The sequence below is a fragment of the Pseudomonas sp. G(2018) genome, from assembly GCF_005502415.1.
GTDB lineage: Bacteria > Pseudomonadota > Gammaproteobacteria > Pseudomonadales > Pseudomonadaceae > Aquipseudomonas.
Genome location: NZ_SCOO01000011.1, coordinates 14,341 through 38,031 on the forward strand (window position 1 = coordinate 14,341; position 23,691 = coordinate 38,031).

The window sequence follows — 23,691 nt, forward strand, 5'->3', positions numbered from 1 at the left end:
TATGACTCTCACAGAATTACGCTACATCGTTACCCTCGCCCAAGAGCAGCACTTCGGCCACGCGGCCGAGCGTTGCCACGTCAGCCAGCCGACTCTGTCGGTGGGCGTGAAAAAGCTTGAAGACGAACTCGGTGTGCTGATTTTCGAGCGCAGTAAAAGTGCCGTGCGCCTGACTCCGGTGGGTGAAGGCATTGTGGCCCAGGCCCAAAAAGTTCTGGAACAGGCCCAAGGCATTCGCGAACTGGCCCAGGCCGGCAAGAACCAGCTGACCGCGCCGCTGAAAGTCGGCGCTATCTATACCGTCGGCCCGTACCTGTTTCCACACCTGATTCCGCAACTGCACCGGGTCGCTCCGCAGATGCCGTTGTACATCGAAGAAAACTTCACCCATGTGCTGCGCGATAAGCTGCGCAACGGTGAGCTCGATGCGATCATTATCGCCCTGCCGTTCAACGAAGCCGACGTGCTGACCCTGCAGCTATACGATGAGCCGTTCTACGTGCTGATGCCGGCCCAGCACCCGTGGACGCAAAAGGAATCCATCGACGCCGGCTTGCTCAACGACAAGAGCCTGCTGCTGCTCGGCGAAGGCCACTGCTTCCGCGACCAGGTACTGGAAGCCTGCCCGACCCTGACCAAAGGCAACGACGGCGCCAAGCACACCACGGTGGAGTCCAGCTCGCTGGAAACCATTCGCCACATGGTCGCATCCGGCCTCGGCGTTTCGATCCTGCCGCTGTCGGCGGTCGACAGCCATCACTACGCCCCCGGCGTGATCGAAGTTCGGCCGCTGTCCGCACCAACGCCCTATCGCACCGTGGCCATCGCCTGGCGCGCAAGTTTCCCGCGACCCAAGGCAATCGAAATCCTCGCCGACTCCATTCGCCTGTGCTCGGTGGCCAAGCCGTCCGCGCAGGTGGTGGCGGGCTAAGCAAGCGTCATGACCGAGTTGTCGCAAGTGTCGGTGACGGCACTCAAGGGTGTCGGTGAAGCCATGGCCGAGAAACTGGCCAAGGTTGGCCTGGAAAATCTCCAGGACGTGCTGTTTCACCTGCCGCTGCGATATCAGGACCGCACCCGTGTGGTCCCGATCGGCGCGCTGCGCCCCGGGCAAGATGCCGTGATCGAAGGCACCGTCAGCGGTGCCGATGTGGTCATGGGGCGTCGCCGCAGTCTGGTGGTGCGCCTGCAGGATGGCACCGGCGGACTCAGTCTGCGCTTCTACCATTTCAGCAACGCACAGAAAGAAGGCCTCAAGCGCGGCACACGGATTCGCTGCTACGGCGAAGCGCGGCCAGGCGCGTCGGGACTGGAAATCTACCACCCGGAATACCGCGCCCTTACTGGCGACGAACCGCCGCCGGTGGATGAAACCCTGACCCCGGTGTACCCGCTCACCGAAGGCCTGACGCAACAACGCCTGCGCCAACTGTGTATGCAAACCCTGACGTTGCTCGGTCCCACCAGCCTGCCCGACTGGCTGCCGACCGAACTGGCCCGTGATTACCAACTGGCGCCACTGGCCGATGCGATCCGCTATCTGCACCATCCGCCGGCCGATGCCGATGTCGACGAACTCGCCCTCGGTCATCACTGGGCGCAGCATCGCCTGGCCTTCGAGGAGCTGCTGACCCATCAGCTGTCCCAGCAGCGGCTGCGCGAAAGCATGCGCTCGCTGCGCGCGCCGGCCATGCCCAAGGCCACGCACCTACCGGCCCAATACCTGGCCAACCTCGGCTTCAACCCCACGGGCGCGCAACAACGGGTCGGTAACGAAATCGCCTACGACCTGAGTCAGCGCGAGCCCATGCTGCGGCTGATTCAGGGCGACGTCGGCGCGGGTAAAACCGTAGTCGCCGCCCTCGCCGCGCTGCAGGCCCTGGAAGCCGGTTATCAAGTGGCGCTGATGGCGCCAACTGAAATTCTCGCCGAGCAACACTTCATCACCTTCAAGCGCTGGCTCGAACCGCTGGGCATCGAGGTTGCGTGGCTGGCCGGCAAACTCAAGGGCAAGAACCGGGTGGCCGCGCTGGAGCAAATCGCCAACGGCACACCAATGGTGGTCGGCACCCATGCGCTGTTCCAGGACGAAGTACAGTTCAAGAACCTGGCGCTGGTGATTATCGACGAGCAGCACCGCTTCGGCGTGCAGCAGCGACTGGCCTTGCGGCAGAAAGGCGTCGGCGGGCGCATGTGTCCGCACCAGCTGATCATGACCGCCACCCCGATCCCGCGCACATTGGCCATGAGCGCCTACGCCGACCTCGACACCTCGATCCTCGACGAATTGCCGCCCGGCCGGACCCCGGTCAATACCGTGCTGATCACCGACACCCGACGCGTCGAAGTCATCGAACGGGTGCGCAGCGCCTGTGCCGAAGGGCGTCAGGCCTATTGGGTCTGCACGCTGATCGAAGAGTCGGAAGAACTGACCTGCCAGGCCGCCGAAACCACCTACGAAGACCTGACCGCCGCCCTAGGCGAGCTGAAAGTGGGGCTGATCCATGGCCGCATGAAGCCTGCCGAAAAAGCCGCGGTGATGGCCGAGTTCAAGGCCGGTAACCTGCAACTACTGGTGGCTACCACCGTGATCGAAGTCGGCGTGGACGTGCCCAACGCCAGCCTGATGATTATCGAAAACCCCGAACGCCTGGGCCTGGCACAACTGCACCAGTTGCGTGGCCGCGTCGGCCGGGGCAGCGCCGTCAGCCATTGCGTACTGCTCTACCATCCGCCGTTGTCGCAGATCGGTCGTCAGCGCCTGGGCATCATGCGCGAAACCAACGACGGCTTTGTCATCGCCGAAAAAGACCTCGAACTGCGTGGCCCCGGCGAAATGCTCGGCACACGGCAGACGGGCCTGCTCCAGTTCAAGGTCGCCGACCTGATGCGCGATGCCGATCTGTTACCCGCCGTGCGCGACGCCGCTCAGGCCTTGCTGGAGCGCTGGCCGGACCATGTCAGCCCGTTACTCGACCGCTGGCTCCGTCACGGGCAGCAATACGGCCAAGTGTGAGCAGCGTCGCAGTTTCTGGAGGATGGGTTTGAGCAAGCTGGTTATACTCCTGCAATTGTTTTAGTCCGGATACAGACCATGACCGAAGTTGCCCTCGCACCCGCCTCCCCGCACGCTCCGTCGGTTATTCGGCTGCTGCTGGGCAAACTGGGCATTGCCTACGAAGAAGTCCTCGATCATCACGGCTTGAACCCCGCCAGAAAAGTCCAGGCTGTACTGCTCGATGACGCCATTGGCGCGCTGATGGTGCTGTTTCCGCAGAGCCAGTTGCTCGATCTCAACCGCCTCACCGAACTCACTGGCCGCCGCCTCACCGCCGTACCGACCGAGCGCCTGGTAAAAATGCTGGGCAAACACAGCCTGAGCCTGCTGCCAGGCCTGCCGGCCCTCACCAGTTCGCCGTGCCTGTATGACGAAAGCCTGTTGCGCGAGCCGACGGTGCTGGTCAATTCGGGTGAGCCAGGCGTCCTGCTGGAAATCACCAGCGAAGCGTTCAAATCGATGCTCAACAAGGCCAGCGCCGCCAACTTCGGCGAAGCCCTGAGCAGCATTCGTCCGAACCTCGACCGCCCCGATGATGACCGCGCGGAAATCACCCAGGCGGTCCAGGCATTCACCGCGCGGCGCATCCAGCAACGCCTGGAAGCAACCATCGAAATTCCGCCGCTGGCCGAAACCGCGCAGAAGATCATCAAGCTGCGCGTCGACCCCAACGCCACCATCGACGACATCACCGGCGTGGTCGAAACCGACCCGGCCCTGGCCGCACAAGTGGTGAGTTGGGCTGCTTCGCCGTACTACGCTTCGCCAGGCAAGATTCGCTCGGTGGAAGATGCCATCGTGCGAGTGCTGGGTTTCGATCTGGTGATCAATCTGGCGCTGGGCCTGGCTCTTGGTAAAACCCTGAGCCTGCCTAAAGACCATCCGCAACAGAGCACACCGTACTGGCAGCAATCGATCTACACCGCGGCCGTCATCGAAGGCCTGACGCGCGCCATGCCACGCGCCCAGCGCCCGGAAGCCGGCCTGACCTACCTGGCGGGCCTGCTGCACAACTTCGGTTATCTGTTGCTGGCCCATGTGTTCCCGCCGCACTTTTCGCTGATCTGCCGCCACCTGGAGGTTAACCCGCACCTGTGCCACAGCTACATCGAGCAACACCTGCTGGGCATCAGCCGCGAACAGATCGGCGCGTGGTTGATGCGCTACTGGGACATGCCCGATGAATTGGCCACTGCGCTGCGCTTCCAGCACGACCCGGGCTACGACGGCGCCTACGCCGAGTACCCGAATCTGGTGTGCCTCGCCGTGCGCCTGCTGCGCAGCCGTGGCATCGGTTCCGGCCCGGACGAAGACATCCCCGACGCTCTGCTCGAACGCCTTGGCCTGAGCCGCGCCAAAGCCGAAGACGTCGTCAGCAAAGTCCTCGAAGCCGAAGTGCTGTTGCGCGAATTGGCTTCGCAGTTCAGCCAGGCCTAGACGCAGTTGCGAGCAAGCTTGTTCCCACGGAGGTCCGGTATTTCCTGTGGGAGCGAGCCTGCTCGCGAAGAATCCAACGCGGTCTGAATGGCAAACCTCAAACCTGGGCTTTTGCCTTCTTCGGCTTCAAATACTTGGTCAACCCCTGAAACCAGATCACCAGTGCCGGGTTGCCTTTGATCTGAATCGACTTGTCCTGAATTCCCGTCATGAACGCCAGTTGCTTGTTCTTCGCCTGCATCGTGGCGAAGCCATACCCGGCATCCTTGAAGGCAATGGCGAACGCCGGCTCGGCATACACCCCGGACTTGCTGGTGATGCGCTGGTCCTTCACCCGAAAATGCCGCGCCACTTTCCCGTCCAGGGTCTGCAGCTGAAACACCAGTTCCTTGTCACCCAACTGCTGCTGAAACGCCGGATTGCTCCGACTGGCCTTGCCCATCAACAAACCCAGCATCCACAGCAGAAAACGAAATTTCATGCGCAAGCCTCAAAAAGAAAATGAACGGCTGGCGCAGTGTAGCGACTTGGATAAAGAACGCCACTATCGAGTTGCGTTAGAAGAAGATCAACCCTGTTTCTCGCATGATGACCGCCAAGTCACAGTTTCGTCCTCCCACAGGTCACTACCATATTGGGACATGCGAACGCATCTTGTGAGCCATCTTCCTACCTAGTACAAAACCCCTTCCAACACTTCATAAACAATCCCGCTCCCCACCGCGATCAGCACAATATCGCCACCCGCCCGACGCCATTCGTATCCTGGGTAATACGGGAGTCGACCCAGTGCGCGGTTATCCAGTCGCTCACCATAGTAACCGTGAGGCAGAGGCCGGCCACGGACCAGATGGATGCCCGGTGGTGGCGGCGCACCGCGTACGAAATTGCCGTGGTTGTCGTGAATGGTTTGGCGCACCTGGCCGAAGTCCCGTGGTGGAGGTCCGCCGCGACGGTTGTCCTGTTCGCCACGGTGATCGTCACCGCGATTGTCGTAATGGCCCTGTTGCGGACCGCCGTGGTCGTGATCGTCGCGTTGATCGGCGCTGGCGTGCAGCAACGGGGTCGCGCTGAGCATCAGCACGCCCAGGCTGGCAATCAGACGTTTCGACATATTCATTAGGTCTTTCCTCACAACACATGCAGCAAAAAGGGCTTCAGAACGTAGTCCTGAAGCCCTCGGTCTTGCTGGTTAGTCTGTGTCGGGAGGCTCTAATTCCTCTGTATCAGGAACTTTACCTTCAGCTGACGCGAGCCTTACGCACGCCGTCGGCCAATGCCGAGCACAGGCTCAGTACGCCATCGATCGCCTGATCCGGCGTCGAGGCATTGGCGATGTGATCGATCAGCGCCGACCCCACCACCACACCGTCCGCCAGACGCGCGATAGACGCCGCTTGTTCCGGTGTGCGAATACCGAAACCGATGCTGATCGGCAGGTCGGTATGGCGACGCAGGCGAGCGACCGCTTCCTCGACGTGCTCCAGTGTCGCCGCGCCGGCACCGGTCACACCGGCAACGGACACGTAATACACAAACCCGGAGCTGCCGTTCAGAACCGTTGGCAGACGCATATCGTCGGTGGTTGGCGTGGTCAGACGAATGAAATCCAGACCGGCCGCCTGGGCCGGATCGCACAGTTCGCCGTTATGCTCGGGCGGCATGTCGACCACGATCAGGCCATCGACACCGGCCTCTTTTGCTTCGGCGATGAAGCGCGGTACGCCGTACTTGTGGATCGGGTTGAAGTAACCCATCAACACCAGCGGCGTTTCGTTGTTGTCCTTGCGGAACTCACGAACCATTTCCAGGGTTTTCGCCAGGTTCTGTTTGGCAGCCAGAGCGCGGATGTTGGCGAGCTGGATCGCCGGGCCGTCAGCCATCGGATCGGTGAAGGGCATGCCCAGTTCGATCACGTCGGCACCCGCTGCCGGCAACCCCTTGAGGATCGCCAGGGAAGTGTCGTAGCCCGGGTCGCCAGCGGTGACGAAGGTCACCAGGGCAGCACGGTTCTGTTCCTTGAGTTCGGCAAAGCGCGTTTGCAGGCGGCTCATCAGTGTTTCTCCTGCTTTGATTGTTCCATGTGGTGCATGACGGTCTGCATGTCTTTGTCCCCGCGACCCGACAGGTTGACCACCATCAGGTGGTCTTTCGGCAGCTTCGGTGCGCGCTTGAACACTTCGGCCAGGGCATGGGCGCTTTCCAGTGCAGGAATAATCCCTTCCAGGCGGCAGCATTGGTGGAAAGCGGCGAGTGCTTCGTCGTCGGTCACCGAGGTGTACTGAACACGGCCGATGTCATGCAACCAGGCGTGTTCCGGGCCGATGCCCGGGTAGTCCAGGCCTGCGGAGATCGAATGGGCGTCGATGATCTGGCCATCGTCATCCTGCAACAGGAAAGTACGGTTGCCGTGCAACACACCCGGTACGCCGCCATTCAGGCTGGCCGCATGTTTGCCGGTTTCGATGCCGTAACCGGCCGCTTCAACACCGATGATTTCGACGCTCTTGTCGTCGAGGAACGGGTGGAACAGGCCCATGGCGTTGGAGCCGCCACCGATGCACGCCACCAGGCTGTCCGGCAGGCGGCCTTCCTGGGCTTGCAGCTGGTCGCGGGTTTCTTTGCCGATAACGGCCTGAAAGTCGCGGACCATCGCTGGATAAGGGTGCGGACCGGCTACGGTACCGATCAGGTAGAAGGTGCTGTCAACGTTGGTCACCCAGTCACGCAGGGCTTCGTTCATCGCGTCCTTCAGGGTGCCGGTGCCAGCCACGACCGGGATCACCTCGGCGCCCAGCAACTTCATGCGGAAGACGTTGGCCTGCTGACGCTCGATGTCAGTGGTGCCCATGTAGATCACGCAGTCCAGGCCAAAACGCGCGGCCACGGTAGCGGTCGCCACCCCGTGCATGCCGGCGCCGGTCTCGGCGATGATGCGTTTCTTGCCCATGCGCCGCGCCAGCAGGATCTGACCGATGCAGTTGTTGATCTTGTGCGCGCCGGTGTGGTTCAGCTCTTCACGCTTGAGATAGATCTTGGCGCCACCGCAGAACTCGGTCAGGCGTTCGGCGAAGTAGAGTGGGCTCGGACGACCGACGTAGTCGCGCTGGAAGTAGGCCAATTCTTCCTTGAATGCAGGATCTTCCTTGGCCGCTTCGTATTCACGGGCCAGATCGAGGATCAGCGGCATCAGGGTTTCAGCGACATAACGGCCGCCGAACGCGCCGAACAGGCCGTTGGCGTCAGGGCCGTTGCGCAGATTAGTCTGGGTCATGGGGCGCTCCAGTTGAATGCGTGAAGAGACAGTGGGCTTCACTCTACCCCTGCCGCGAAGGCCTGAAAACCGATAAGATCGCCGCAACCTGTCAGGAAAACTCACACATACCATGAGCCACGACCTGCCCCCCTTAAATGCTTTGCGCGCCTTCGAAGCTACCGCCCGCCTCAACAGCGTCAGTCAGGCTGCGGAACAGTTGCACGTTACTCACGGCGCGGTCAGCCGCCAACTGAAAGTACTCGAAGAACACCTCGGGGTCAGCTTGTTCACCAAGGAAGGGCGCGGCCTGAAACTCACAGATGCCGGCATGCGTTTACGCGACGCCAGCGCTGAAGCCTTCGAGCGCCTGCGCACGGTGTGCGCCGAACTCACCCAAAGCACCGCCGATGCGCCATTTGTGCTCGGCTGCTCGGGCAGCCTGCTCGCACGCTGGTTTATTCCACGCCTGGGACGGTTGAATGCCGATCTGCCAGATCTGCGCTTGCACCTGTCGGCCGGTGAAGGGGATCTTGATCCTCGCCGTCCAGGCCTGGATGCCTTGCTGGTGTTTGCCGAGCCACCCTGGCCGGCGGATATGCAGGTGTTCGAGCTTGCCAGTGAACGGATCGGCCCGGTGATGAGCCCCCGGTTCGTCGGCTACGACAGGCTTAAAGACGCACCGGCCTCAGCCCTGCTCAGTGAATCAGTACTGCACACCACCTCGCGTCCACAAGCCTGGCCCAGTTGGGCGCAGCAAAGCGGCCTCGACGCCAAAGCGTTGAAGTACGGTCAGGGTTTCGAGCACTTGTATTACTTGCTGGAAGCGGCGGTGGCCGGACTGGGCGTGGCGATCGCTCCCGAACCGCTGGTCGTCGAGGACTTGAAGGCCGGTCGATTGGTCGCCCCCTGGGGTTTCAGTGAAACCCCGGCACAACTGGCGCTGTGGCTGCCCAAGCGCGCCGCGGACGGGCGCGCCCGGCAACTGGCGCAATGGCTCAAGAACGAGCTGCGCCAGACGAATTAGTCACCGCGTTTGAACAGCAGGTAGGCCGCCAGCAGGCCCAATGCGCCTACGGCAACACCGGCTGTCGTCCAAGGATGCTCCTGGGCGTAGTCCCGGGTGGCAATCCCGGTTTCCCGGGTTTTCACTTTGACCTCTTCATAAGCATCGGAGAGCAGATGGCGCGAATGTCTCAGCGCGTTCTCGGCGTTGCCCTTGAGTACCTTGAGGGTTTTACGCGACTCGTCCGAGGCGTCGTCCTTAAGGTTTTCCAAGGATTTGAGCAGACTCTCGATCTCCGCTTCCATGCTTTGCAATGAGGCTTTACGTAACGAGCTATTGGCCATGGTGGCTCTCCTGCATTGTTGATGAGTGGCGTGTGTTGGTTGGGACTTCAGGGGGTCGAGAAAGTGCAGTAAATGTGAACTTACATATCAGTCCGACCGACAGAAGTAAGACCGAAAATCACTGCTAGGCTGTATTTCACCCCCTAAGGAGAACGCCATGACTGACCATCACACCTACAAGAAAGTCGAACTGGTTGGCTCGTCCACAAGCAGCATCGAAGACGCGATCAACAACGCACTGGCCGAGGCCAGTAAAAGCCTCAAGTACATGGAATGGTTTGAAGTGACCGAAACCCGCGGGCATATCAAGGACGGCAAGGCTGCGCATTTCCAGGTGACGCTCAAGGTCGGGTTCAGGATTGCCAGCAGCTGACGTTGGTCTAACCTTCTGAACTTGCGCGCTGGCCGAGTGCCATAGGGAATGGCTAGGCGCTATATAACTAAATCTGGCCAAAGGCTGGGTGTTCCCTTTTGATACGACCAGAGAATGCGACTGATGAAGAAGTTTATTTTGGCGGCAGGTTTGTTGAGTCTGGCGGGGACAGCCTTGGCTGACGTCAAATCCTGCGAAGAACTGAAAGCGGAGATCGCGGCAAAACTTGATGCCAAGGGCGTTTCCGGTTATTCGCTGGAGATTGTCGATAAAGGCACCGCCTCTGGCGGAAAAGTCGTCGGTACCTGTGAAAAGGGCACCAAGGAAATCGTCTACAAGCGATAAGCCAGACTCACCCTTACAGGAGCGAGCTTGCTCGCGATGGATTCAAGAACGCCGCGTTTAACCGGTAAACACGCGTAATCGTTAACGACCATCGCGAGCAAGCTCGCTCCTACAGTCAATGTGCCAAGCCTCAGCCCTTCATGACCTGCGCCAGCAGCTCATAGGAATGCAAACGATCGGCATGTTCATACAGGTCGCAGGTAAAAATCAGCTCATCGGCCTGGGTCTGCTCGACCAACACGTCCAGTTTGGCGCGAATTTTCTGCGGGCTGCCAATCATTGCCAACCCCAGGAAATCCATAACCGCCTCCCGCTCATGGGGCAGCCACAGGCCATCCATGGTTTTCACCGGTGGGCGCTGCACCAGGCTCTGACCGCGCATCAGCGCGAGTATGCGCTGGAACACCGAGGTGGCCAGATAGTCGGCTTGTTCGTCGGTGTCAGCGGCCACCAATGGCACACCGAGCATCACATAGGGCTTGTCCAGCACCGCCGAAGGCTTGAAGTGATTGCGATAGACGCGAATCGCTTCATGCATCAAGCGCGGTGCGAAATGTGAAGCGAAGGCGTAGGGCAAACCGCGCTCGCCCGCCAGTTGTGCACTGAACAGGCTTGAACCCAGCAGCCAGATCGGCACATTCGTACCGGTACCCGGCATCGCGATGACACGCTGATCCGGCGTGCGCGGGCCAAGATAACGCACCAGTTCCGCTACATCTTCCGGGAAGTCGTCCGCGCTGCCGGAACGCTCGCGACGCAGGGCACGGGCCGTCATTTGATCGGAACCGGGGGCACGACCCAAACCCAGGTCGATGCGACCCGGATACAGACTTTCAAGGGTGCCGAACTGTTCGGCAATCACCAAAGGCGCATGGTTGGGCAGCATCACCCCACCGGAACCCACGCGAATGGTCGACGTGCCACCCGCCAGGTAGCCCAGCAGCACCGAAGTCGCGGAACTGGCAATGCCGTCCATGTTGTGGTGTTCGGCGACCCAGAACCGGTGGTAGCCGAATTTTTCGACGTGCTGTGCCAGGTCCAGCGAATTGCGCAGCGACTGGGCCGCGCTGCCGTTTTCCCGCACGGGCACCAGATCGAGGGTCGAAAACTTGATATCGGACAGTCGTTTCATGAACCTGCTTCTCCAATTGAGGACGCAGGTTTTTTCTCGAGAACGAAAACCTGCCGAATCCAAAGCGTGTTTCATGCAATGAGGGCATATACCCGAGTTTCAATAGCGCCCGAGCAAATTCCTACAAATGAGACGGATTGATCCGATACGTGAACTTTGACCTGCGGACTATCCTCAGAACCTTAACGAACGTAAGCCCTTAGGTGCGGGCCTCGCACCGAAACTTGAGGAGACAGGCATGGCTATCATTAAAAAAGCATCGGCCCATTGGGAAGGTGATCTGAAAACCGGCATCGGCTCGATTTCCACCGAAACCGGCGTACTCAGGGAAGCGCCCTACGGCTTCAAGGCACGTTTCGAAGGCGGTAAAGGCACCAATCCGGAAGAGCTGATCGGCGCGGCCCACGCCGGGTGCTTCTCCATGGCTTTCTCGATGATTCTCGGCGATGCCGGCCTCAAGGCCGACAGCATTGATACCCATGCTGAAGTGACCCTGGACCAGGTGGAGGGCGGTTTTGCGATCACGGCAGTGAAACTGATCCTCAAAGCTAAAATCCCCGGCGCCAGCCAGGCGCAATTCGAGGAGCTGAGCAACAAGGCCAAAGAGGGCTGCCCGGTTTCCAAAGTGCTGAACGCGAAAATCAGCCTGGACGCGACGTTGATCAACTAAGCGTTGAAATGAAAAGATCGCAGCCTGCGGCAGCACCTACAGGTTCACTCAACGCCAGTAGGAGCTGCCGAAGGCTGCGATCTTTTTTGCCTTGAAACAAAACAAGGCTCATAAAACTGTGGTCGAATAAATGACAGCAGCCAAAACGCAGAATCCTGCGTGCTGCTTCAAGGGAGCTTCAACCATGAAACGTTTTGCCTTGACGGTTATCTGTTGCGCACTGGCCACTTCGGTCGTGGCGGCGCCGAAACCCTGTGAAGAGCTCAAGGCCGAAATCGAAGCCAAGATCCAGGCCCGTGGAGTGACGTCCTATACCCTGGAGATTGTCACCAACGACGAAGTACACGATCAGAACATGGTCGTGGGCTCGTGCGAATACGGCACCAAAAAAATCATCTACCAGAAGAACGACCGCTGATGAGCCTCATGGCACACAGTTGGTCTGGCGATCCTCGGCAACGATCTCGTGCCTGGCGTTATACAAGCGGGCTTCGGGGGTGAACGCCATGGAGCGGGCTTGCAGCAGATAACGCTGGCCGGCTTCGAAATGATCGTACTTGATGATCATGTAGCACAGCCGTTCCGTGCCTCCGTCGAACAAGTCCGAACCTCCGCTGGGCACTTCAAAGTCGAAGCGCACGGTCAATTCGTGGCTACCGGGCGTCACCTGGAAAAAACGCCCGTCGCGCAATCGCTGACCGTCCAGTCGCTCGGCCATCAGCAATTTATCGTTGGGAAATGGCGTAGAAAAGTCGACCCACGCCATTTGCGGGTTGGCCGCCGGCATCGGGGTCGAACAGCCGGCAATGGCGCTCGCAGCGAGCAATAGCATCAACCTGCGCATGATGAATGTCCTGGATACTGGATATTCAGAATAGCGCCGATCAGGTGCGTTGACAGCCTGCCGGTGTACCTTGGCCAATCACTTTTCGCTGCTGGTCGTAAAGCTTGGCCCACGGCCGAAATCCGATATTCCCCGCTCGCAACTGATAGCGCTCCCCGGCGTTGAAACCGCTGTATTTCAAATTCATCTGGCAATCGCGCCACAGCGGCTCGGCGTCGGGACCGATGTTGGTGGGCTGGACCGGAAACAGGTAGCGCACCGTCAGTTCATGACTGCCGGGCTGCACCTCGAAATAGCGTTTGTCGGTAGCGGCCTTGTTATCCACTTCCAGCGCTTGCAGGGCAGTGTCCTCCTGATGCGATTCGAGCTCGATCCATGCTTGGCTCGGGTCATGGCGAGGTAATCCGAATCCAGCACAACCGGCCAGCATCAGCAGGCCTCCCGTCAGCATCAATTTGCGCATAGCGGAGCTCCAGTCAAGCGGGATAGTCTTGCGAGCAGACTCTCCAGGAATTTTTTATTTTGATCAGGCCGCGTCCAAGCCTTGGATTACTTGATCGCGTTTTACGCATTTTGTTTCCGGGTGTGTTGCTTTTGTTGCTCAACGGTTGCTCCAGCGTCAGCTACTACAGCCAATTGGCCAGTGGCCAATGGCAACTGCTGCGGGCACGGGAACCGGTTTCCAGCGTGATTGCCGATCCTCATCGAGATCAGAAACTGCGTGCGCATTTGGTCGAATCTCAAAAAGCCCGGACTTTCGCCAGCCAACAGCTGCACCTGCCTGACAACCAAAGCTACCGCTTGTACGCGGACATTGGCCGTCCCTTCGTCGTCTGGAACCTGTTTGTCACGCCGGAATTCTCCCTGAAGCCGCAGAACCATTGCTTCCCTGTCGCCGGTTGCGTGGCCTATCGCGGTTACTACAGCCAGAGCGCGGCCCGTGGCGAGGCGGCGCTGCAACGCTTGCAGGGCATGGACGTGTCGATCGGTGGCGTCGAAGCCTATTCGACCCTGGGCTGGTTCAACGATCCAATCATGAGTTCGATGATGGGGTGGGGCGACGAGCGCCTGGCCACACTGATTTTTCACGAACTGGCGCATCAGCGTATTTATGTGAAGGATGACACTGAGTTCAACGAATCATTCGCCACCTTCGTCGAGCAGGAAGGCACCCGCCAATGGCGTGCCTACCGAAGCCTGCCGCCAGACACCGGGACACAAGCACAACGACGGGATCAGTTCATTCAACTGGTGCTGAACGCCCGCACCCGGCTTGAAAAGCTCTACACCCTGCCACTGCCACCCGAACAAATGCGCCAGCGCAAAGCGGCGGAGTTCGAGCGTATGCGCGGTGAGTATCGACAACTACGTGATGGCCAATGGGCGGGAGATAAGCGTTACGACGCGTGGATTTATGCACCGATGAACAATGCACGGCTGTTGCCGTTCGGCCTGTATGACCAATGGGTGCCGGCGTTTGCGGCGTTGTTCAAGCAGGTGGGTGGGGATTGGGTGAAGTTTTATACGCAGGTCGAGAAGCTGGGGGCGCTGCCGGTTGAACAGCGTAAGTTGGCGCTGAAGGCCCTGACGGAATTCGGAATTTCCGGTGCCTGAGCGGGCCTCTTCGCGGGCAAGCCCGCTCCCACAGGGATCGAGTGCGCCCGGATACCTGCAGGAGCGAGGCTTGCCCGCGAAGGCTATCTGGCTAACCCCGCAAAAACGCCTGATGCATCTCGTCCAGCGTTTCAAAATGATAGGCCGGGGTCTCGGCGCTCAATTCTTCGCGACTGCCAAACCCGTAACCCACCGCCGCCGCGCGCAGCCCGTTGCTGCGCGCACCGATCAGGTCGTGTTTGCGGTCACCGATCATCAGGGTGTTGGTCGGGTCGAGACCTTCTTCGGCCATCAAGTGGGCGATCAATTCGACTTTATTGGTACGGGTACCGTCCAGTTCGCTGCCATAGATCACCTTGAAGTGTTTGGCGAAGTCGAAATGGCGGGCGATTTCCCGGGCAAAGACCCAGGGCTTGGAGGTCGCGATGTACAGCTGTCGTCCCTGTCCGCCAAGCGTTTCCAGCAGCGGCATGACGCCATCGAACACGCGGTTTTCATACAGACCGGTGACCTTGAAGCGTTCGCGGTAGAAGTTCACCGCCTCCCACGCCTTGGCCTCATCGAAGTCATAAAACTGCATGAACGCCTGCAACAACGGCGGGCCGATGAAATGTTCGAGTTTGGTCAGGTCGGGCTCATCGATACCGAGCTTGCTCAAGGCGAACTGAATCGAACGGGTGATGCCTTCGCGCGGGTCGGTCAGGGTGCCATCGAGGTCGAACAAAACGGTTTGGTAATGCATGAAAATTCCTGGGCAATAGCGAGACGTTTCAGATCTGGTCGTAGCCTTCGGCCAGATGCAGATCCTTGAGCTTCACGTAGTTCGCCGCGCTGTAGGTGAAAAAGGCTTGTTCCTTGTCAGTCAGGGGCCGGATCTGTTTCACCGGACTGCCCACATACAGGAAACCGCTCTCCAGGCGTTTGCCCGGTGGCACCAGGCTGCCGGCGCCGATGATGACATCATCGGCGACCACCGCGCCGTCCATCACGATGCTGCCCATGCCGATCAACACCCGACTGCCGACGGTGCATCCATGCAGCATCACTTTATGAGCGATGGTCACATCATCGCCGATCAGCAACGGGAAACCGTCGGGGTTGAACGGTCCGGCGTGGGTGATGTGCAGCACGCAGCCATCCTGCACGCTGGTGCGCGCACCGATGCGGATGCGGTGCATGTCGCCGCGGATCACCGTCAATGGCCATACCGAGCTATCTTCGCCGACCTTGACGTCGCCGATCACCACCGCCGAGCGGTCGACAAAAGCGCCTTTTGCGAGCAATGGCGTGTGGTTCTGATACTTGCGAAGGGACACGATAGGTTCTCTCTCTGTCGCTGATAGCTGCGGTGAGTGTCGATTGTAATTAAGATGGCTGCATGTTTCTTCCAGCCAAGGTGCCAACCGTGAGCGTGAACAACCCTCTTTTGCAGTCCTACGACCTGCCGCCGTTCTCCACGATCCGTGCCGAACACGTGCAACCGGCCATTGAACAGATCCTGGCTGACAACCGCGCCGCCATTATCGAGATCCTCAAGACCCAGGGCAAACAACCGACCTGGGCCGGCCTGGTATTGGCGATGGACGAGCTCAATGATCGACTGGGTGCGGCCTGGAGCCCGGTCAGCCACTTGAATGCCGTGTGCAACAGCGCCGAGTTGCGCGAAGCCTATGAATCCTGCCTGCCGGCCTTGAGCGCCTACTCCACCGAACTGGGCCAGAACCGTGAACTGTTCCAGGCCTATGAAGCCCTGGCCAACAGCCCGGAAGCCGCCGGTTTCGACGTGGCGCAAAAAACCATACTGGAACACGCCCTGCGCGATTTCCGCCTGTCAGGTATCGATTTGCCTGAGGCCGAGCAAAAGCGTTACGCCGAAGTACAAAGCAAGTTGTCCGAACTGGGCAGCCGCTTCTCCAACCAGTTGCTGGATGCGACCCAGGCCTGGACCAAGCACATCACCGATGAAGCCGCCCTCGCCGGCCTGACCGATTCGGCCAAGGCGCAAATGGCCGCTGCCGCCAAGGCCAAAGACCTTGAAGGCTGGCTGATCACCCTGGAATTCCCGAGCTACTACGCGGTAATGACCTACGCCCAGGACCGTGCGCTGCGCGAAGAAGTCTACGCTGCCTACTGCACCCGGGCGTCGGACCAGGGTCCGAATGCCGGTCAGAACGATAACGGCCCGGTCATGGGAGAAATTCTCGACCTGCGTCAGGAGCTGGCGAAACTCTTGGGCTTCGCCAGTTTCTCGGAGTTGAGCCTGGCGACCAAAATGGCCGAATCCAGCGATCAGGTATTGAGTTTCCTGCGTGACCTGGCCAAGCGTAGCAAGCCGTTCGCCGCTCAGGATCTGCAACAGCTCAAGGCTTATGCCGCCGAACAAGGCTGCCCGGACCTGCAAAGCTGGGACAGCGGTTTCTACGGTGAAAAACTTCGCGAGCAGCGTTACAGCGTTGCCCAGGAAGCCCTGCGTGCCTACTTCCCGATCGATAAAGTACTGAGCGGCCTGTTCGCCATCGTGCAACGTTTGTACGGCATCCAGATCGCCGAGCAAACAGGTTTCGACACCTGGCACCCGGATGTCCGCCTGTTCGAAATCAAGGAAAACGGTCAGCACGTCGGCCGCTTCTTCTTCGACCTGTACGCCCGCGCCAACAAACGTGGAGGTGCCTGGATGGACGGTGCACGCGATCGTCGCCGCACCGCCGAGGGTGCGCTGCAAAGCCCGGTGGCCAATCTGGTGTGCAACTTCACCCCGGCCGACAGCGGCAAGCCTGCGCTGCTGACCCACGATGAAGTGACCACCCTGTTCCACGAATTCGGTCATGGCCTGCATCACCTGCTGACCCGTGTCGAGCATGCGGGCGTCTCCGGCATCAACGGCGTGGCCTGGGATGCGGTCGAGTTGCCGAGCCAGTTCATGGAGAACTGGTGCTGGGAGCCGGAAGGCCTGGCCCTGATTTCCGGTCATTACGAAACCGGCGAGCCTCTACCTCAGGACCTGCTGCAAAAAATGCTCGCGGCGAAGAATTTCCAGTCCGGCCTGATGATGGTGCGCCAGCTGGAATTCTCGCTGTTCGACTTCGAACTGCACGCCACCCACGGTGACGGTCGCAGTGTGCTGCAAGTACTCGAAGGCGTACGTGACGAGGTTTCGGTGATGCGTCCTCCGGCCTATAACCGCTTCCCGAACAGCTTCGCCCACATCTTCGCCGGCGGTTACGCCGCGGGTTACTACAGCTACAAATGGGCAGAAGTGCTGTCAGCCGATGCCTTCTCGAAGTTTGAAGAAGAAGGCGTACTCAACGCCGAGACCGGTCGTGCGTTCCGCGAAGCCATCCTTGCGCGCGGCGGCTCTCAGGAACCGATGGTGTTGTTCGTCGACTTCCGTGGCCGTGAGCCATCGATTGACGCACTGTTGCGCCACAGCGGCCTGACCGAGGGCGCGGCAGCATGAGCGAGGGTCCCGTGATTACCAAACGACGCTTTATCGCCGGCGCGGTTTGCCCGGCCTGCAGCGAGCCGGACAAGTTGATGATGTGGAACGAAGACAGCGTGCCACATCGCGAATGCGTGTCCTGCGGTTATTCCGACACGCTGAATGAACAAGGTCTGTCCGTGCCCAAGGAATTGGGCACGCGGGTCAATACGCCCGTGGTGAAAACACCGGATACCAAAGTGCAAGCCGTGCAGTTTTTTCCGAACCCAAAACTGAAGAAAAAGCCTGACGAGCAGCATTGAGTTGCAAAGATGCCCTTCCACCGCGCAAGGCGGTGGAAGGTACTGCTACTGCAGGTGGGCTGACTGGAACCAATTCTTCATCGAACACGCCGCGAACGGGCTCGTGCTGCAATCGCCATTGGCCAACGCCGTGCGAAGCTTCTCGACATCAGCTCGCATCATGTAACGCACACCGTCCTTGAAGTGGGTGCTGTCGCCAAAGCCACCCTCGGTCATTTCGCTCAGTGCATCTTCCTTGCTCCAACCCTGCACCACCACGCGGTACATGGCCGCCATCAGGCCGGTCCGGTCAGAACCATGCTTGCAGTGCATCAGCACCGGACCTTTGGCTTCGGCGGCTTGAATGGCACTCAGCGCCTTGAGTACATCGGCGTCATCGACATGATTGGTTCGATAGGGCAGTTGCACCTGGGCGATAGCGGGTCTCATCAACCAGCGTGAGTCCGGCTCGGGCAGAAAATTGATCACCGTTGCGACCTTGAGTTTTTCCAGCAACGGCACCGCGCCACTGTCGGGCAGCGCGCTGCGGTAAAGCGTCGGCGACATCTGAAACAGGTTGTATTGCGCCTCGACCGGTTGCGCCCATTCTGCTGGGCGGGACACCGTGGAGTCGTCGGCGTGGACGAAAGTGAACAATGCGGACAGTGATAACAGTATCGTCGCGATTGAAAGACGCGGTAAGGACATACCTGGACGACCATGGGAAAGTGTGAGTTGGCGCAGTGTCGCGGCTTGCTGGTTAAAGGCCTGTGAGGTGCCTGTCAAAGAATTGTGAATTGGAGGCTCTAATTTATTTCTGTTTAGAAACATGCAGTTCAAAAAATACAAAACGGCACAAAACCAAAGTGCCGTTTTATATCGCCGGCTATACAGCGCTACGTACTTGAAGAGCCCGATACATCTGCGGGTCAGGGGTTGATGATCTTCGAATAAGCTTTTGCCAGTCCTACCAATACCACCTTGTCCTGCGCGTCGATGTCGCCATCACCGTCAACGTCAGTCGGGCTTTTCATCGTAAAGGTGGCACCGCCATCATTCGATACAGCCTCGCGAATGGTCGAGTCGAGCAAGGAACAGGTGACATCACCGACGACCGGGTCGTAGCCTTCTTCCTTGAGCGCAAATTGCATGGAAACCCGCATTTCTTTTGGGTTCATGGCAGAAGGGCGTAGTAACTGCAGAAATACACCACGTTGATTGTAATGCGACATGAATAAATCCTTTTATTAATGAATACACGATCATTTCGTGTGAAGTAGAGGGTACTGATGAAATAGCGAAACACTACGGGCGATATGTTTCCCGTCATGAACATCGGCGATTTGGAAACGCTCAAAAACCCTTTGGATGCCGAACGGCACTGGTCTGCCAGTCGAACCTCGGATACTGTATGCACATACAGCTAAAGGATCGCACTGATGGCTACCCCCCTGCCTCCTCGCGGACGCGGCACCGCGACCAACCCGCACAACCGCTTCGCCCCCAACCGTTCGGTGGCCGAGGACGACGGTTGGTTTCAGGAAGTGCCGATGACCCAGGGCACTGAGGTGCGGATTGAGACGGCGAAGACCATCATCACCCGCAACAACTCGCCGGATCTGCCGTTCGATCGCTCGATCAACCCCTACCGTGGCTGCGAACACGGCTGCATCTATTGTTATGCGCGCCCCAGCCATGCCTACTGGGACCTGTCGCCAGGTCTGGATTTCGAAACCAAACTGATCGCCAAGACCAACGCCGTGGACGTGCTGGAGGAACAGCTGTCCAAACGTGGTTATCAGTGCGCGCCGATCAACCTCGGCTCCAACACCGATCCTTATCAACCGATCGAGCGTGACTACAAGCTCACCCGGCAAACCCTCGAAGTGCTGCTGCGTTACCGCCATCCGGTGACCATCGTCACCAAGGGCTCGCTGATTCTTCGCGATCTGGACCTGCTGACCGAACTGGCCCGGCAAAGGCTGGTGGCGGTGATGATCAGCCTGACCAGCCTGGACGACGAACTCAAGCGCATCCTCGAACCCCGCGCTGCGGCGCCAAAGGCCCGGTTGCGGGCGATCAGGGTCATGCGCGACGCGGGGATACCGGTGGGCGTACTGTGTTCACCGATGATTCCGATGATCAACGACAGCGAACTCGAAAACCTGCTCTCTGAAGCCCATGCGGCCGGGGCACAAAGTGCTGCTTACATGATGTTGCGCCTGCCGCTGGAGGTGGCTCCGCTGTTCGAAGAATGGCTGGCCGCCCACTACCCGCAACGGGCTTCGCATGTGCTGAGCCTGGTTCGCCAGACCCGTGGCGGTGAGTTGTACGACAGTCGCTTCGGGGCGCGGATGCGTGGCGAAGGACCCTTTGCCGACCTGCTGGCGCAGCGCTTCGCCAAAACCATCAAGCGCCTGGGGCTCAATAGTCGGGAAGGCTTCAATCTGGATTGCGAAGCCTTTTGTCCGCCGGGTCGCCAAATGTCACTGATTTGAGGACAATTGGCCTATGGTTGAGTACTGGGAAACCCGTGCAAACTTTAGGCTGGTCACGTTTTTTGTGACCTGGAACACACGTTCTAGAGCCTTTGATTCAGTTTGAGTTAAGATTCGGCCGCTACCTTGTTCATCGAGTGACTGACGGGTCGAGCTTCATGACCTGGATGTTTTTTAAACAGCCACTGGCTTCACACCGGACAATACGGGACAACTCCCTGAGCCCGCCAAAGAGGATGAATCATGAGTGACAAGGATAAACAGCCGCTGGCTGCGTCGGCTTCAGCCCAACCCGGGGTGGAAAGCGCGGATGCAGCGTTGAAGCACATCGTTGACGGCTTTTTGCATTTTCATCATGAGGTCTTTCCACAGCAGGAAGAACTCTTCAAAAAACTCGCCACGGCCCAGCAGCCACGGGCGATGTTCATTACCTGCGCCGACTCGCGCATCGTGCCCGAGCTCATCACCCACAGCTCGCCTGGCGACCTGTTCGTCACCCGCAACGTCGGCAACGTCGTTCCACCCTACGGCCAGATGAACGGTGGTGTTTCCACCGCCATCGAGTACGCGGTGCTGGCACTGGGCGTACAGCACATCATCATCTGCGGCCACTCCGATTGTGGCGCGATGCGTGCGGTACTCAATCCCGACAGTCTGGAAAAAATGCCTACGGTCAAAGCCTGGCTGCGGCACGCGGAAGTCGCGAAAACCATGGTGCACGACAACTGCAACTGCGCCGACGAAAACGAGCGCATGCATGTCCTCACCGATGAAAATGTCATCGCCCAGTTGCAGCACTTGCGGACCCATCCCTCGGTAGCCTCGCGCATGGCGAACGGGCAACTGTTCATCCATGGCTGGGTCTACGACATCGAAACCAGCGAAATAAAAGCTTACGACGCGGATCAGGGTCGTTTCCTGCCGCTCGACGGCAGCCATCCGATTCCGGTGGCGACGCCCAAAGCGCGCTTCTAAATCCTCCTAACCATCTGTGTGGTTTGACGCCGGCCGCTGTATCAGCGGCCCGGCCTTGCCATGCCTGAAGAAATCTTCGGGAGAATCACCATGCGTGCTGCTCAACTCAAAGCTGTTCTGCCACGGGAGCTGCTGGCTTCGGTGGTTGTGTTTTTGGTCGCCCTGCCCTTGTGCATGGGCATTGCCATCGCTTCAGGGCTGCCCCCTGCCAAAGGCCTGATCACCGGGATTGTCGGCGGTCTGGTCGTGGGCTGGCTGGCGGGTTCTCCGCTGCAAGTCAGCGGTCCTGCGGCAGGTCTGGCTGTGTTGGTGTTCGAACTGGTGCGCCAGCACGGCGTGGCCATGCTCGGGCCGATCCTGCTATTGGCAGGTTTTCTGCAACTGGTGGCCGGGCGCTTGAAGCTGGGTTGCTGGTTCCGGGTCACCGCGCCTGCGGTGGTGTACGGCATGCTCGCCGGGATTGGCGTGCTGATCGTGCTTTCGCAGGTGCATGTGATGCTCGACGCAGCCCCGAAACCCTCCGGTCTGGATAACCTCACAGCATTCCCCGGCGCGGTGGCCCAGGCACTGCCGTCGTTCGGCTGGCAGGCCGGTCTGCTCGGACTTTCGACCATCGCCGTGATGTGGCTGTGGGAAAAACTGCGCCCGCACTCACTGCGCTTCATTCCCGGGGCGTTGCTCGGGGTCGGTCTGGCAACAATCGCCAGTCTGATGCTGGCATTGCCCGTCAAACGGGTCGAAGTACCAGCCAATCTGGCCGAAGCCATCGACTGGCTCAAACCTGCGGACCTGCTCAATCTGGCTGATCCCACATTACTGATCGCCGCATTTGCCGTGGCCTTCATCGCCAGTGCCGAAACCCTGCTGTCCGCCGCCGCCGTGGATCGCATGCACAGTGGCCAGCGTTCGGACTTCGACCGTGAACTGTCGGCTCAAGGTGTGGGCAACATGCTCTGCGGATTGCTCGGTGCGTTGCCGATGACCGGGGTGATCGTGCGCAGTTCAGCCAACGTCCAGGCCGGCGCCACTACCCGTTACTCGACGATTTTCCACGGGCTGTGGTTGCTGGCGTTCGTGTTGCTATTGTCGAGCGTGCTGCAAAGCATTCCGGTGGCGAGCCTGGCCGGTGTGTTGGTCTATACCGGCTTCAAACTGGTGGACCTCAAGGCCTTCCGCGGCCTGGGTCGCTATGGCCGAATGCCCATGTTCACCTACGCCGCGACGGCATTGGCGATCATCTTCACCGACTTGCTGACCGGCGTACTGATCGGTTTCGGCCTGACTCTGGTGAAACTGGCGCTGAAGGCTTCACGGCTGAAAATCAGCCTAATCGACCTGCCTCGGGACGGCGAAATGGAGCTGCGACTTGTAGGTGCGGCGACCTTTCTCAAAGTGCCGGCGCTGACTCGAGTGCTGAGCAGCATTCCCCCAGGCGCAACGGTGCATGTGCCACTCAACAACCTGAGCTACATCGATCATTCGTGTCTGGAATTGTTGGAGGAGTGGGGTCGGGCGAATGCGGCCAAGGGCTCGAAATTGTTGATCGAATCCCGAGGGTTGAAGCGCAGGCTTGAAGGACGGGTTCGGACCAATACCGGTATCGGCGCGGCTGGCTAAGTAACCCATCTGTAGGAGCGAGCTTGCTCGCGATGGACGAAAGAACACCGCGGGGTGTCAGGATACCCGCGTAATCGTTGTCGACCATCGCGAGCAAGCTCGCTCCTACAGTGAAGACCGGGGTGGATCACGCCACAGTCTGATCCAGCTCCAGACCCACACCCAGGCGGCGGGACATGCACGGCCAGCGTTTCCACGCGGCGCCGGTGTCCGGGCTGCTGAGCTTCTCGCGGTAGGTTTCCACCGACTCCAGCGCAAAGCTTTCGTCGTCGAGCATCTCGTCCACCGTGTGATGCACGGCCTCGTCCAGTTGGTTGGCAAATTCCTCACCGATCAGCTGGTGAGCAATCAGATTGGCGACCGTCATGTCCAAGGGGATCAGTGGCTGGCCAAAATGCTTGATGTACAGGTCGTTGACCTCTTCGACGAACCGATGCGCCAGGTAAGCTTCGTCCAGCAGGCTGTCGAGCCCGACGTGCCCGGCCATGATTGCCGGCGGCTGGAGGAAGTACTGTTCGGCGATTTGCAGCACCGGTTTGATCTGTGACTCGATGCCCGCTTCCCTGGCGACTTCATTGGCTGCTTCCAGCAGATCAGGAACTTCGTCGATATAGGCGGAGACAAAACGCGTCAGCACGCCATTGGCGTCCGCTTCCGGCAATTGGATCGCCGGGTGTAGATGAGGCAGCTTGCTTTCCAGCTGACGGGTCAGCAGGCCGGTTTCGGCTTCGTGTTGTTGGGCTTTTTGGATCTGCTCGCGCAATGCGGCGGTGTTCATGAAAACTCCAGGAAACAAAGGCAATGA

27 protein-coding genes are annotated in these 23,691 nt (G+C 59.5%); 14 read left to right on the plus strand and 13 right to left on the minus strand.

Features of this window, described 5'->3' with window-relative positions:
* Nucleotide 1: 1 nt before the first annotated feature.
* The 3 genes from FFS64_RS13425 (at nucleotide 2) to FFS64_RS13435 (ending at nucleotide 4,495) form a co-directional block, all read left to right on the plus strand.
* A complete protein-coding gene (locus FFS64_RS13425; RefSeq protein WP_095194434.1) occupies nucleotides 2-931 on the plus strand; it encodes a hydrogen peroxide-inducible genes activator in 930 nt (309 codons plus the stop codon).
* Nucleotides 932-940: 9 nt separating this feature from the next.
* Nucleotides 941-3,016 (plus strand): ATP-dependent DNA helicase RecG, encoded by a 2,076-nt coding sequence (gene recG / locus FFS64_RS13430; RefSeq protein ID WP_095194435.1) that lies wholly within the window; start codon nucleotides 941-943, stop codon nucleotides 3,014-3,016.
* 78 nt (nucleotides 3,017-3,094) lie between these two features.
* Nucleotides 3,095-4,495, plus strand: a complete 1,401-nt coding sequence (locus FFS64_RS13435) for an aminoacyl-tRNA deacylase and HDOD domain-containing protein (protein ID WP_137805787.1) — start codon at nucleotides 3,095-3,097, stop codon at nucleotides 4,493-4,495.
* Between the two features lie 97 nt (nucleotides 4,496-4,592).
* Here the strand turns inward: FFS64_RS13435 and FFS64_RS13440 are convergent, their stop codons facing one another.
* The 4 genes from FFS64_RS13440 to trpB all read right to left on the minus strand — a co-directional run bounded on the left by FFS64_RS13440 (nucleotide 4,593) and on the right by trpB (nucleotide 7,769).
* Complete coding sequence (locus tag FFS64_RS13440) at nucleotides 4,593-4,976, minus strand: helicase (RefSeq protein WP_137805788.1); 384 nt, start codon at nucleotides 4,974-4,976, stop codon at nucleotides 4,593-4,595.
* A gap of 192 nt (nucleotides 4,977-5,168) precedes the next feature.
* Nucleotides 5,169-5,615 carry an anti-virulence regulator CigR family protein gene (locus FFS64_RS13445; protein ID WP_137805789.1) on the minus strand — a complete coding sequence of 149 codons (447 nt, stop codon included), beginning with the start codon at nucleotides 5,613-5,615 and terminating at the stop codon, nucleotides 5,169-5,171.
* Between the two features lie 121 nt (nucleotides 5,616-5,736).
* Nucleotides 5,737-6,549: a tryptophan synthase subunit alpha gene (gene trpA, locus FFS64_RS13450; protein WP_137805790.1), complete on the minus strand. Its 813-nt coding sequence runs from the start codon at nucleotides 6,547-6,549 to the stop codon at nucleotides 5,737-5,739.
* Nucleotides 6,549-7,769: a tryptophan synthase subunit beta gene (gene trpB, locus FFS64_RS13455; RefSeq protein WP_137805791.1), complete on the minus strand. Its 1,221-nt coding sequence runs from the start codon at nucleotides 7,767-7,769 to the stop codon at nucleotides 6,549-6,551. Before trpB ends, trpA begins: the two co-directional genes overlap by 1 nt.
* A gap of 112 nt (nucleotides 7,770-7,881) precedes the next feature.
* Between trpB and FFS64_RS13460 the strand changes: the two genes are divergently transcribed.
* Nucleotides 7,882-8,775, plus strand: a complete 894-nt coding sequence (locus FFS64_RS13460) for a LysR family transcriptional regulator (RefSeq protein ID WP_137805792.1) — start codon at nucleotides 7,882-7,884, stop codon at nucleotides 8,773-8,775.
* Here the strand turns inward: FFS64_RS13460 and FFS64_RS13465 are convergent.
* Entirely contained in the window at nucleotides 8,772-9,098 is a 327-nt protein-coding gene (locus tag FFS64_RS13465; protein ID WP_095194441.1) for a YqjD family protein, read from the minus strand. The two genes, FFS64_RS13460 and FFS64_RS13465, sit on opposite strands and share 4 nt — an antisense overlap.
* A 157-nt stretch (nucleotides 9,099-9,255) precedes the next feature.
* Here FFS64_RS13465 and FFS64_RS13470 point away from each other — a divergent pair, with 157 nt between their 5' ends.
* Nucleotides 9,256-9,471, plus strand: a complete 216-nt coding sequence (locus tag FFS64_RS13470; protein WP_008027736.1) for a dodecin — start codon at nucleotides 9,256-9,258, stop codon at nucleotides 9,469-9,471.
* 123 nt (nucleotides 9,472-9,594) lie between these two features.
* Nucleotides 9,595-9,816, plus strand: coding sequence for a DUF1161 domain-containing protein (locus tag FFS64_RS13475; RefSeq protein ID WP_137805793.1), 222 nt, complete (start codon nucleotides 9,595-9,597; stop codon nucleotides 9,814-9,816).
* A gap of 130 nt (nucleotides 9,817-9,946) precedes the next feature.
* On the opposite strand, the gene FFS64_RS13480 is transcribed toward FFS64_RS13475, so the two are convergent.
* On the minus strand, nucleotides 9,947-10,948 hold the full coding sequence (locus FFS64_RS13480; RefSeq protein ID WP_137805794.1) for an LLM class flavin-dependent oxidoreductase: 1,002 nt from the start codon (nucleotides 10,946-10,948) through the stop codon (nucleotides 9,947-9,949).
* Nucleotides 10,949-11,186: 238 nt separating this feature from the next.
* Here FFS64_RS13480 and FFS64_RS13485 point away from each other — a divergent pair, with 238 nt between their 5' ends.
* Nucleotides 11,187-11,618 (plus strand): OsmC family protein, encoded by a 432-nt coding sequence (locus FFS64_RS13485; RefSeq protein WP_137805795.1) that lies wholly within the window; start codon nucleotides 11,187-11,189, stop codon nucleotides 11,616-11,618.
* A gap of 184 nt (nucleotides 11,619-11,802) precedes the next feature.
* Nucleotides 11,803-12,036, plus strand: a complete 234-nt coding sequence (locus FFS64_RS13490) for a DUF1161 domain-containing protein (protein WP_137805796.1) — start codon at nucleotides 11,803-11,805, stop codon at nucleotides 12,034-12,036.
* A gap of 6 nt (nucleotides 12,037-12,042) precedes the next feature.
* On the opposite strand, the gene FFS64_RS13495 is transcribed toward FFS64_RS13490, so the two are convergent.
* Together FFS64_RS13495 and FFS64_RS13500 are read right to left on the minus strand one after the other, a co-directional pair.
* Nucleotides 12,043-12,462, minus strand: coding sequence for a hypothetical protein (locus FFS64_RS13495; protein WP_137805797.1), 420 nt, complete (start codon nucleotides 12,460-12,462; stop codon nucleotides 12,043-12,045).
* Between the two features lie 40 nt (nucleotides 12,463-12,502).
* Nucleotides 12,503-12,925 carry a hypothetical protein gene (locus FFS64_RS13500; protein ID WP_137805798.1) on the minus strand — a complete coding sequence of 141 codons (423 nt, stop codon included), beginning with the start codon at nucleotides 12,923-12,925 and terminating at the stop codon, nucleotides 12,503-12,505.
* A gap of 59 nt (nucleotides 12,926-12,984) precedes the next feature.
* On the opposite strand from FFS64_RS13500, the gene FFS64_RS13505 reads away from it, so the two are divergent.
* Nucleotides 12,985-14,076 (plus strand): aminopeptidase, encoded by a 1,092-nt coding sequence (locus FFS64_RS13505; RefSeq protein WP_137805799.1) that lies wholly within the window; start codon nucleotides 12,985-12,987, stop codon nucleotides 14,074-14,076.
* 91 nt (nucleotides 14,077-14,167) lie between these two features.
* Here the strand turns inward: FFS64_RS13505 and FFS64_RS13510 are convergent, their stop codons facing one another.
* Nucleotides 14,168-14,818 carry an HAD family hydrolase gene (locus tag FFS64_RS13510; protein ID WP_137805800.1) on the minus strand — a complete coding sequence of 217 codons (651 nt, stop codon included), beginning with the start codon at nucleotides 14,816-14,818 and terminating at the stop codon, nucleotides 14,168-14,170.
* Between the two features lie 28 nt (nucleotides 14,819-14,846).
* The gene (locus tag FFS64_RS13515) at nucleotides 14,847-15,392 is read right to left on the minus strand and encodes a gamma carbonic anhydrase family protein (RefSeq protein WP_137805801.1); all 546 of its coding nucleotides are present in this window, start codon (nucleotides 15,390-15,392) and stop codon (nucleotides 14,847-14,849) included.
* A gap of 62 nt (nucleotides 15,393-15,454) precedes the next feature.
* Between FFS64_RS13515 and prlC the strand changes: the two genes are divergently transcribed.
* Both prlC and FFS64_RS13525 read left to right on the plus strand, forming a co-directional pair.
* Nucleotides 15,455-17,533: an oligopeptidase A gene (gene prlC / locus FFS64_RS13520; RefSeq protein ID WP_171017085.1), complete on the plus strand. Its 2,079-nt coding sequence runs from the start codon at nucleotides 15,455-15,457 to the stop codon at nucleotides 17,531-17,533.
* Complete coding sequence (locus FFS64_RS13525; protein ID WP_137805803.1) at nucleotides 17,530-17,817, plus strand: YheV family putative zinc ribbon protein; 288 nt, start codon at nucleotides 17,530-17,532, stop codon at nucleotides 17,815-17,817. The genes prlC and FFS64_RS13525 overlap by 4 nt, the downstream gene beginning before the upstream one ends.
* Nucleotides 17,818-17,862: 45 nt before the next feature.
* Here FFS64_RS13525 and FFS64_RS13530 read toward each other — a convergent pair whose 3' ends face one another.
* Both FFS64_RS13530 and FFS64_RS13535 read right to left on the minus strand, forming a co-directional pair.
* Nucleotides 17,863-18,504: a tyrosine-protein phosphatase gene (locus FFS64_RS13530; protein WP_137805804.1), complete on the minus strand. Its 642-nt coding sequence runs from the start codon at nucleotides 18,502-18,504 to the stop codon at nucleotides 17,863-17,865.
* 221 nt (nucleotides 18,505-18,725) lie between these two features.
* Complete coding sequence (locus FFS64_RS13535) at nucleotides 18,726-19,028, minus strand: hypothetical protein (protein WP_137805805.1); 303 nt, start codon at nucleotides 19,026-19,028, stop codon at nucleotides 18,726-18,728.
* Nucleotides 19,029-19,235: 207 nt separating this feature from the next.
* Here FFS64_RS13535 and FFS64_RS13540 point away from each other — a divergent pair, with 207 nt between their 5' ends.
* The 3 genes from FFS64_RS13540 to FFS64_RS13550 all read left to right on the plus strand — a co-directional run bounded on the left by FFS64_RS13540 (nucleotide 19,236) and on the right by FFS64_RS13550 (nucleotide 22,886).
* Complete coding sequence (locus tag FFS64_RS13540; protein WP_137805806.1) at nucleotides 19,236-20,294, plus strand: PA0069 family radical SAM protein; 1,059 nt, start codon at nucleotides 19,236-19,238, stop codon at nucleotides 20,292-20,294.
* Nucleotides 20,295-20,537: 243 nt separating this feature from the next.
* Nucleotides 20,538-21,269, plus strand: coding sequence for a carbonic anhydrase (locus FFS64_RS13545; protein WP_137805807.1), 732 nt, complete (start codon nucleotides 20,538-20,540; stop codon nucleotides 21,267-21,269).
* Nucleotides 21,270-21,359: 90 nt separating this feature from the next.
* The gene (locus FFS64_RS13550; protein WP_137805808.1) at nucleotides 21,360-22,886 is read left to right on the plus strand and encodes a SulP family inorganic anion transporter; all 1,527 of its coding nucleotides are present in this window, start codon (nucleotides 21,360-21,362) and stop codon (nucleotides 22,884-22,886) included.
* Nucleotides 22,887-23,013: 127 nt separating this feature from the next.
* On the opposite strand, the gene FFS64_RS13555 is transcribed toward FFS64_RS13550, so the two are convergent.
* On the minus strand, nucleotides 23,014-23,664 hold the full coding sequence (locus tag FFS64_RS13555; protein ID WP_137805809.1) for a hypothetical protein: 651 nt from the start codon (nucleotides 23,662-23,664) through the stop codon (nucleotides 23,014-23,016).
* Between the last annotated feature and the right edge of the window lie 27 nt (nucleotides 23,665-23,691).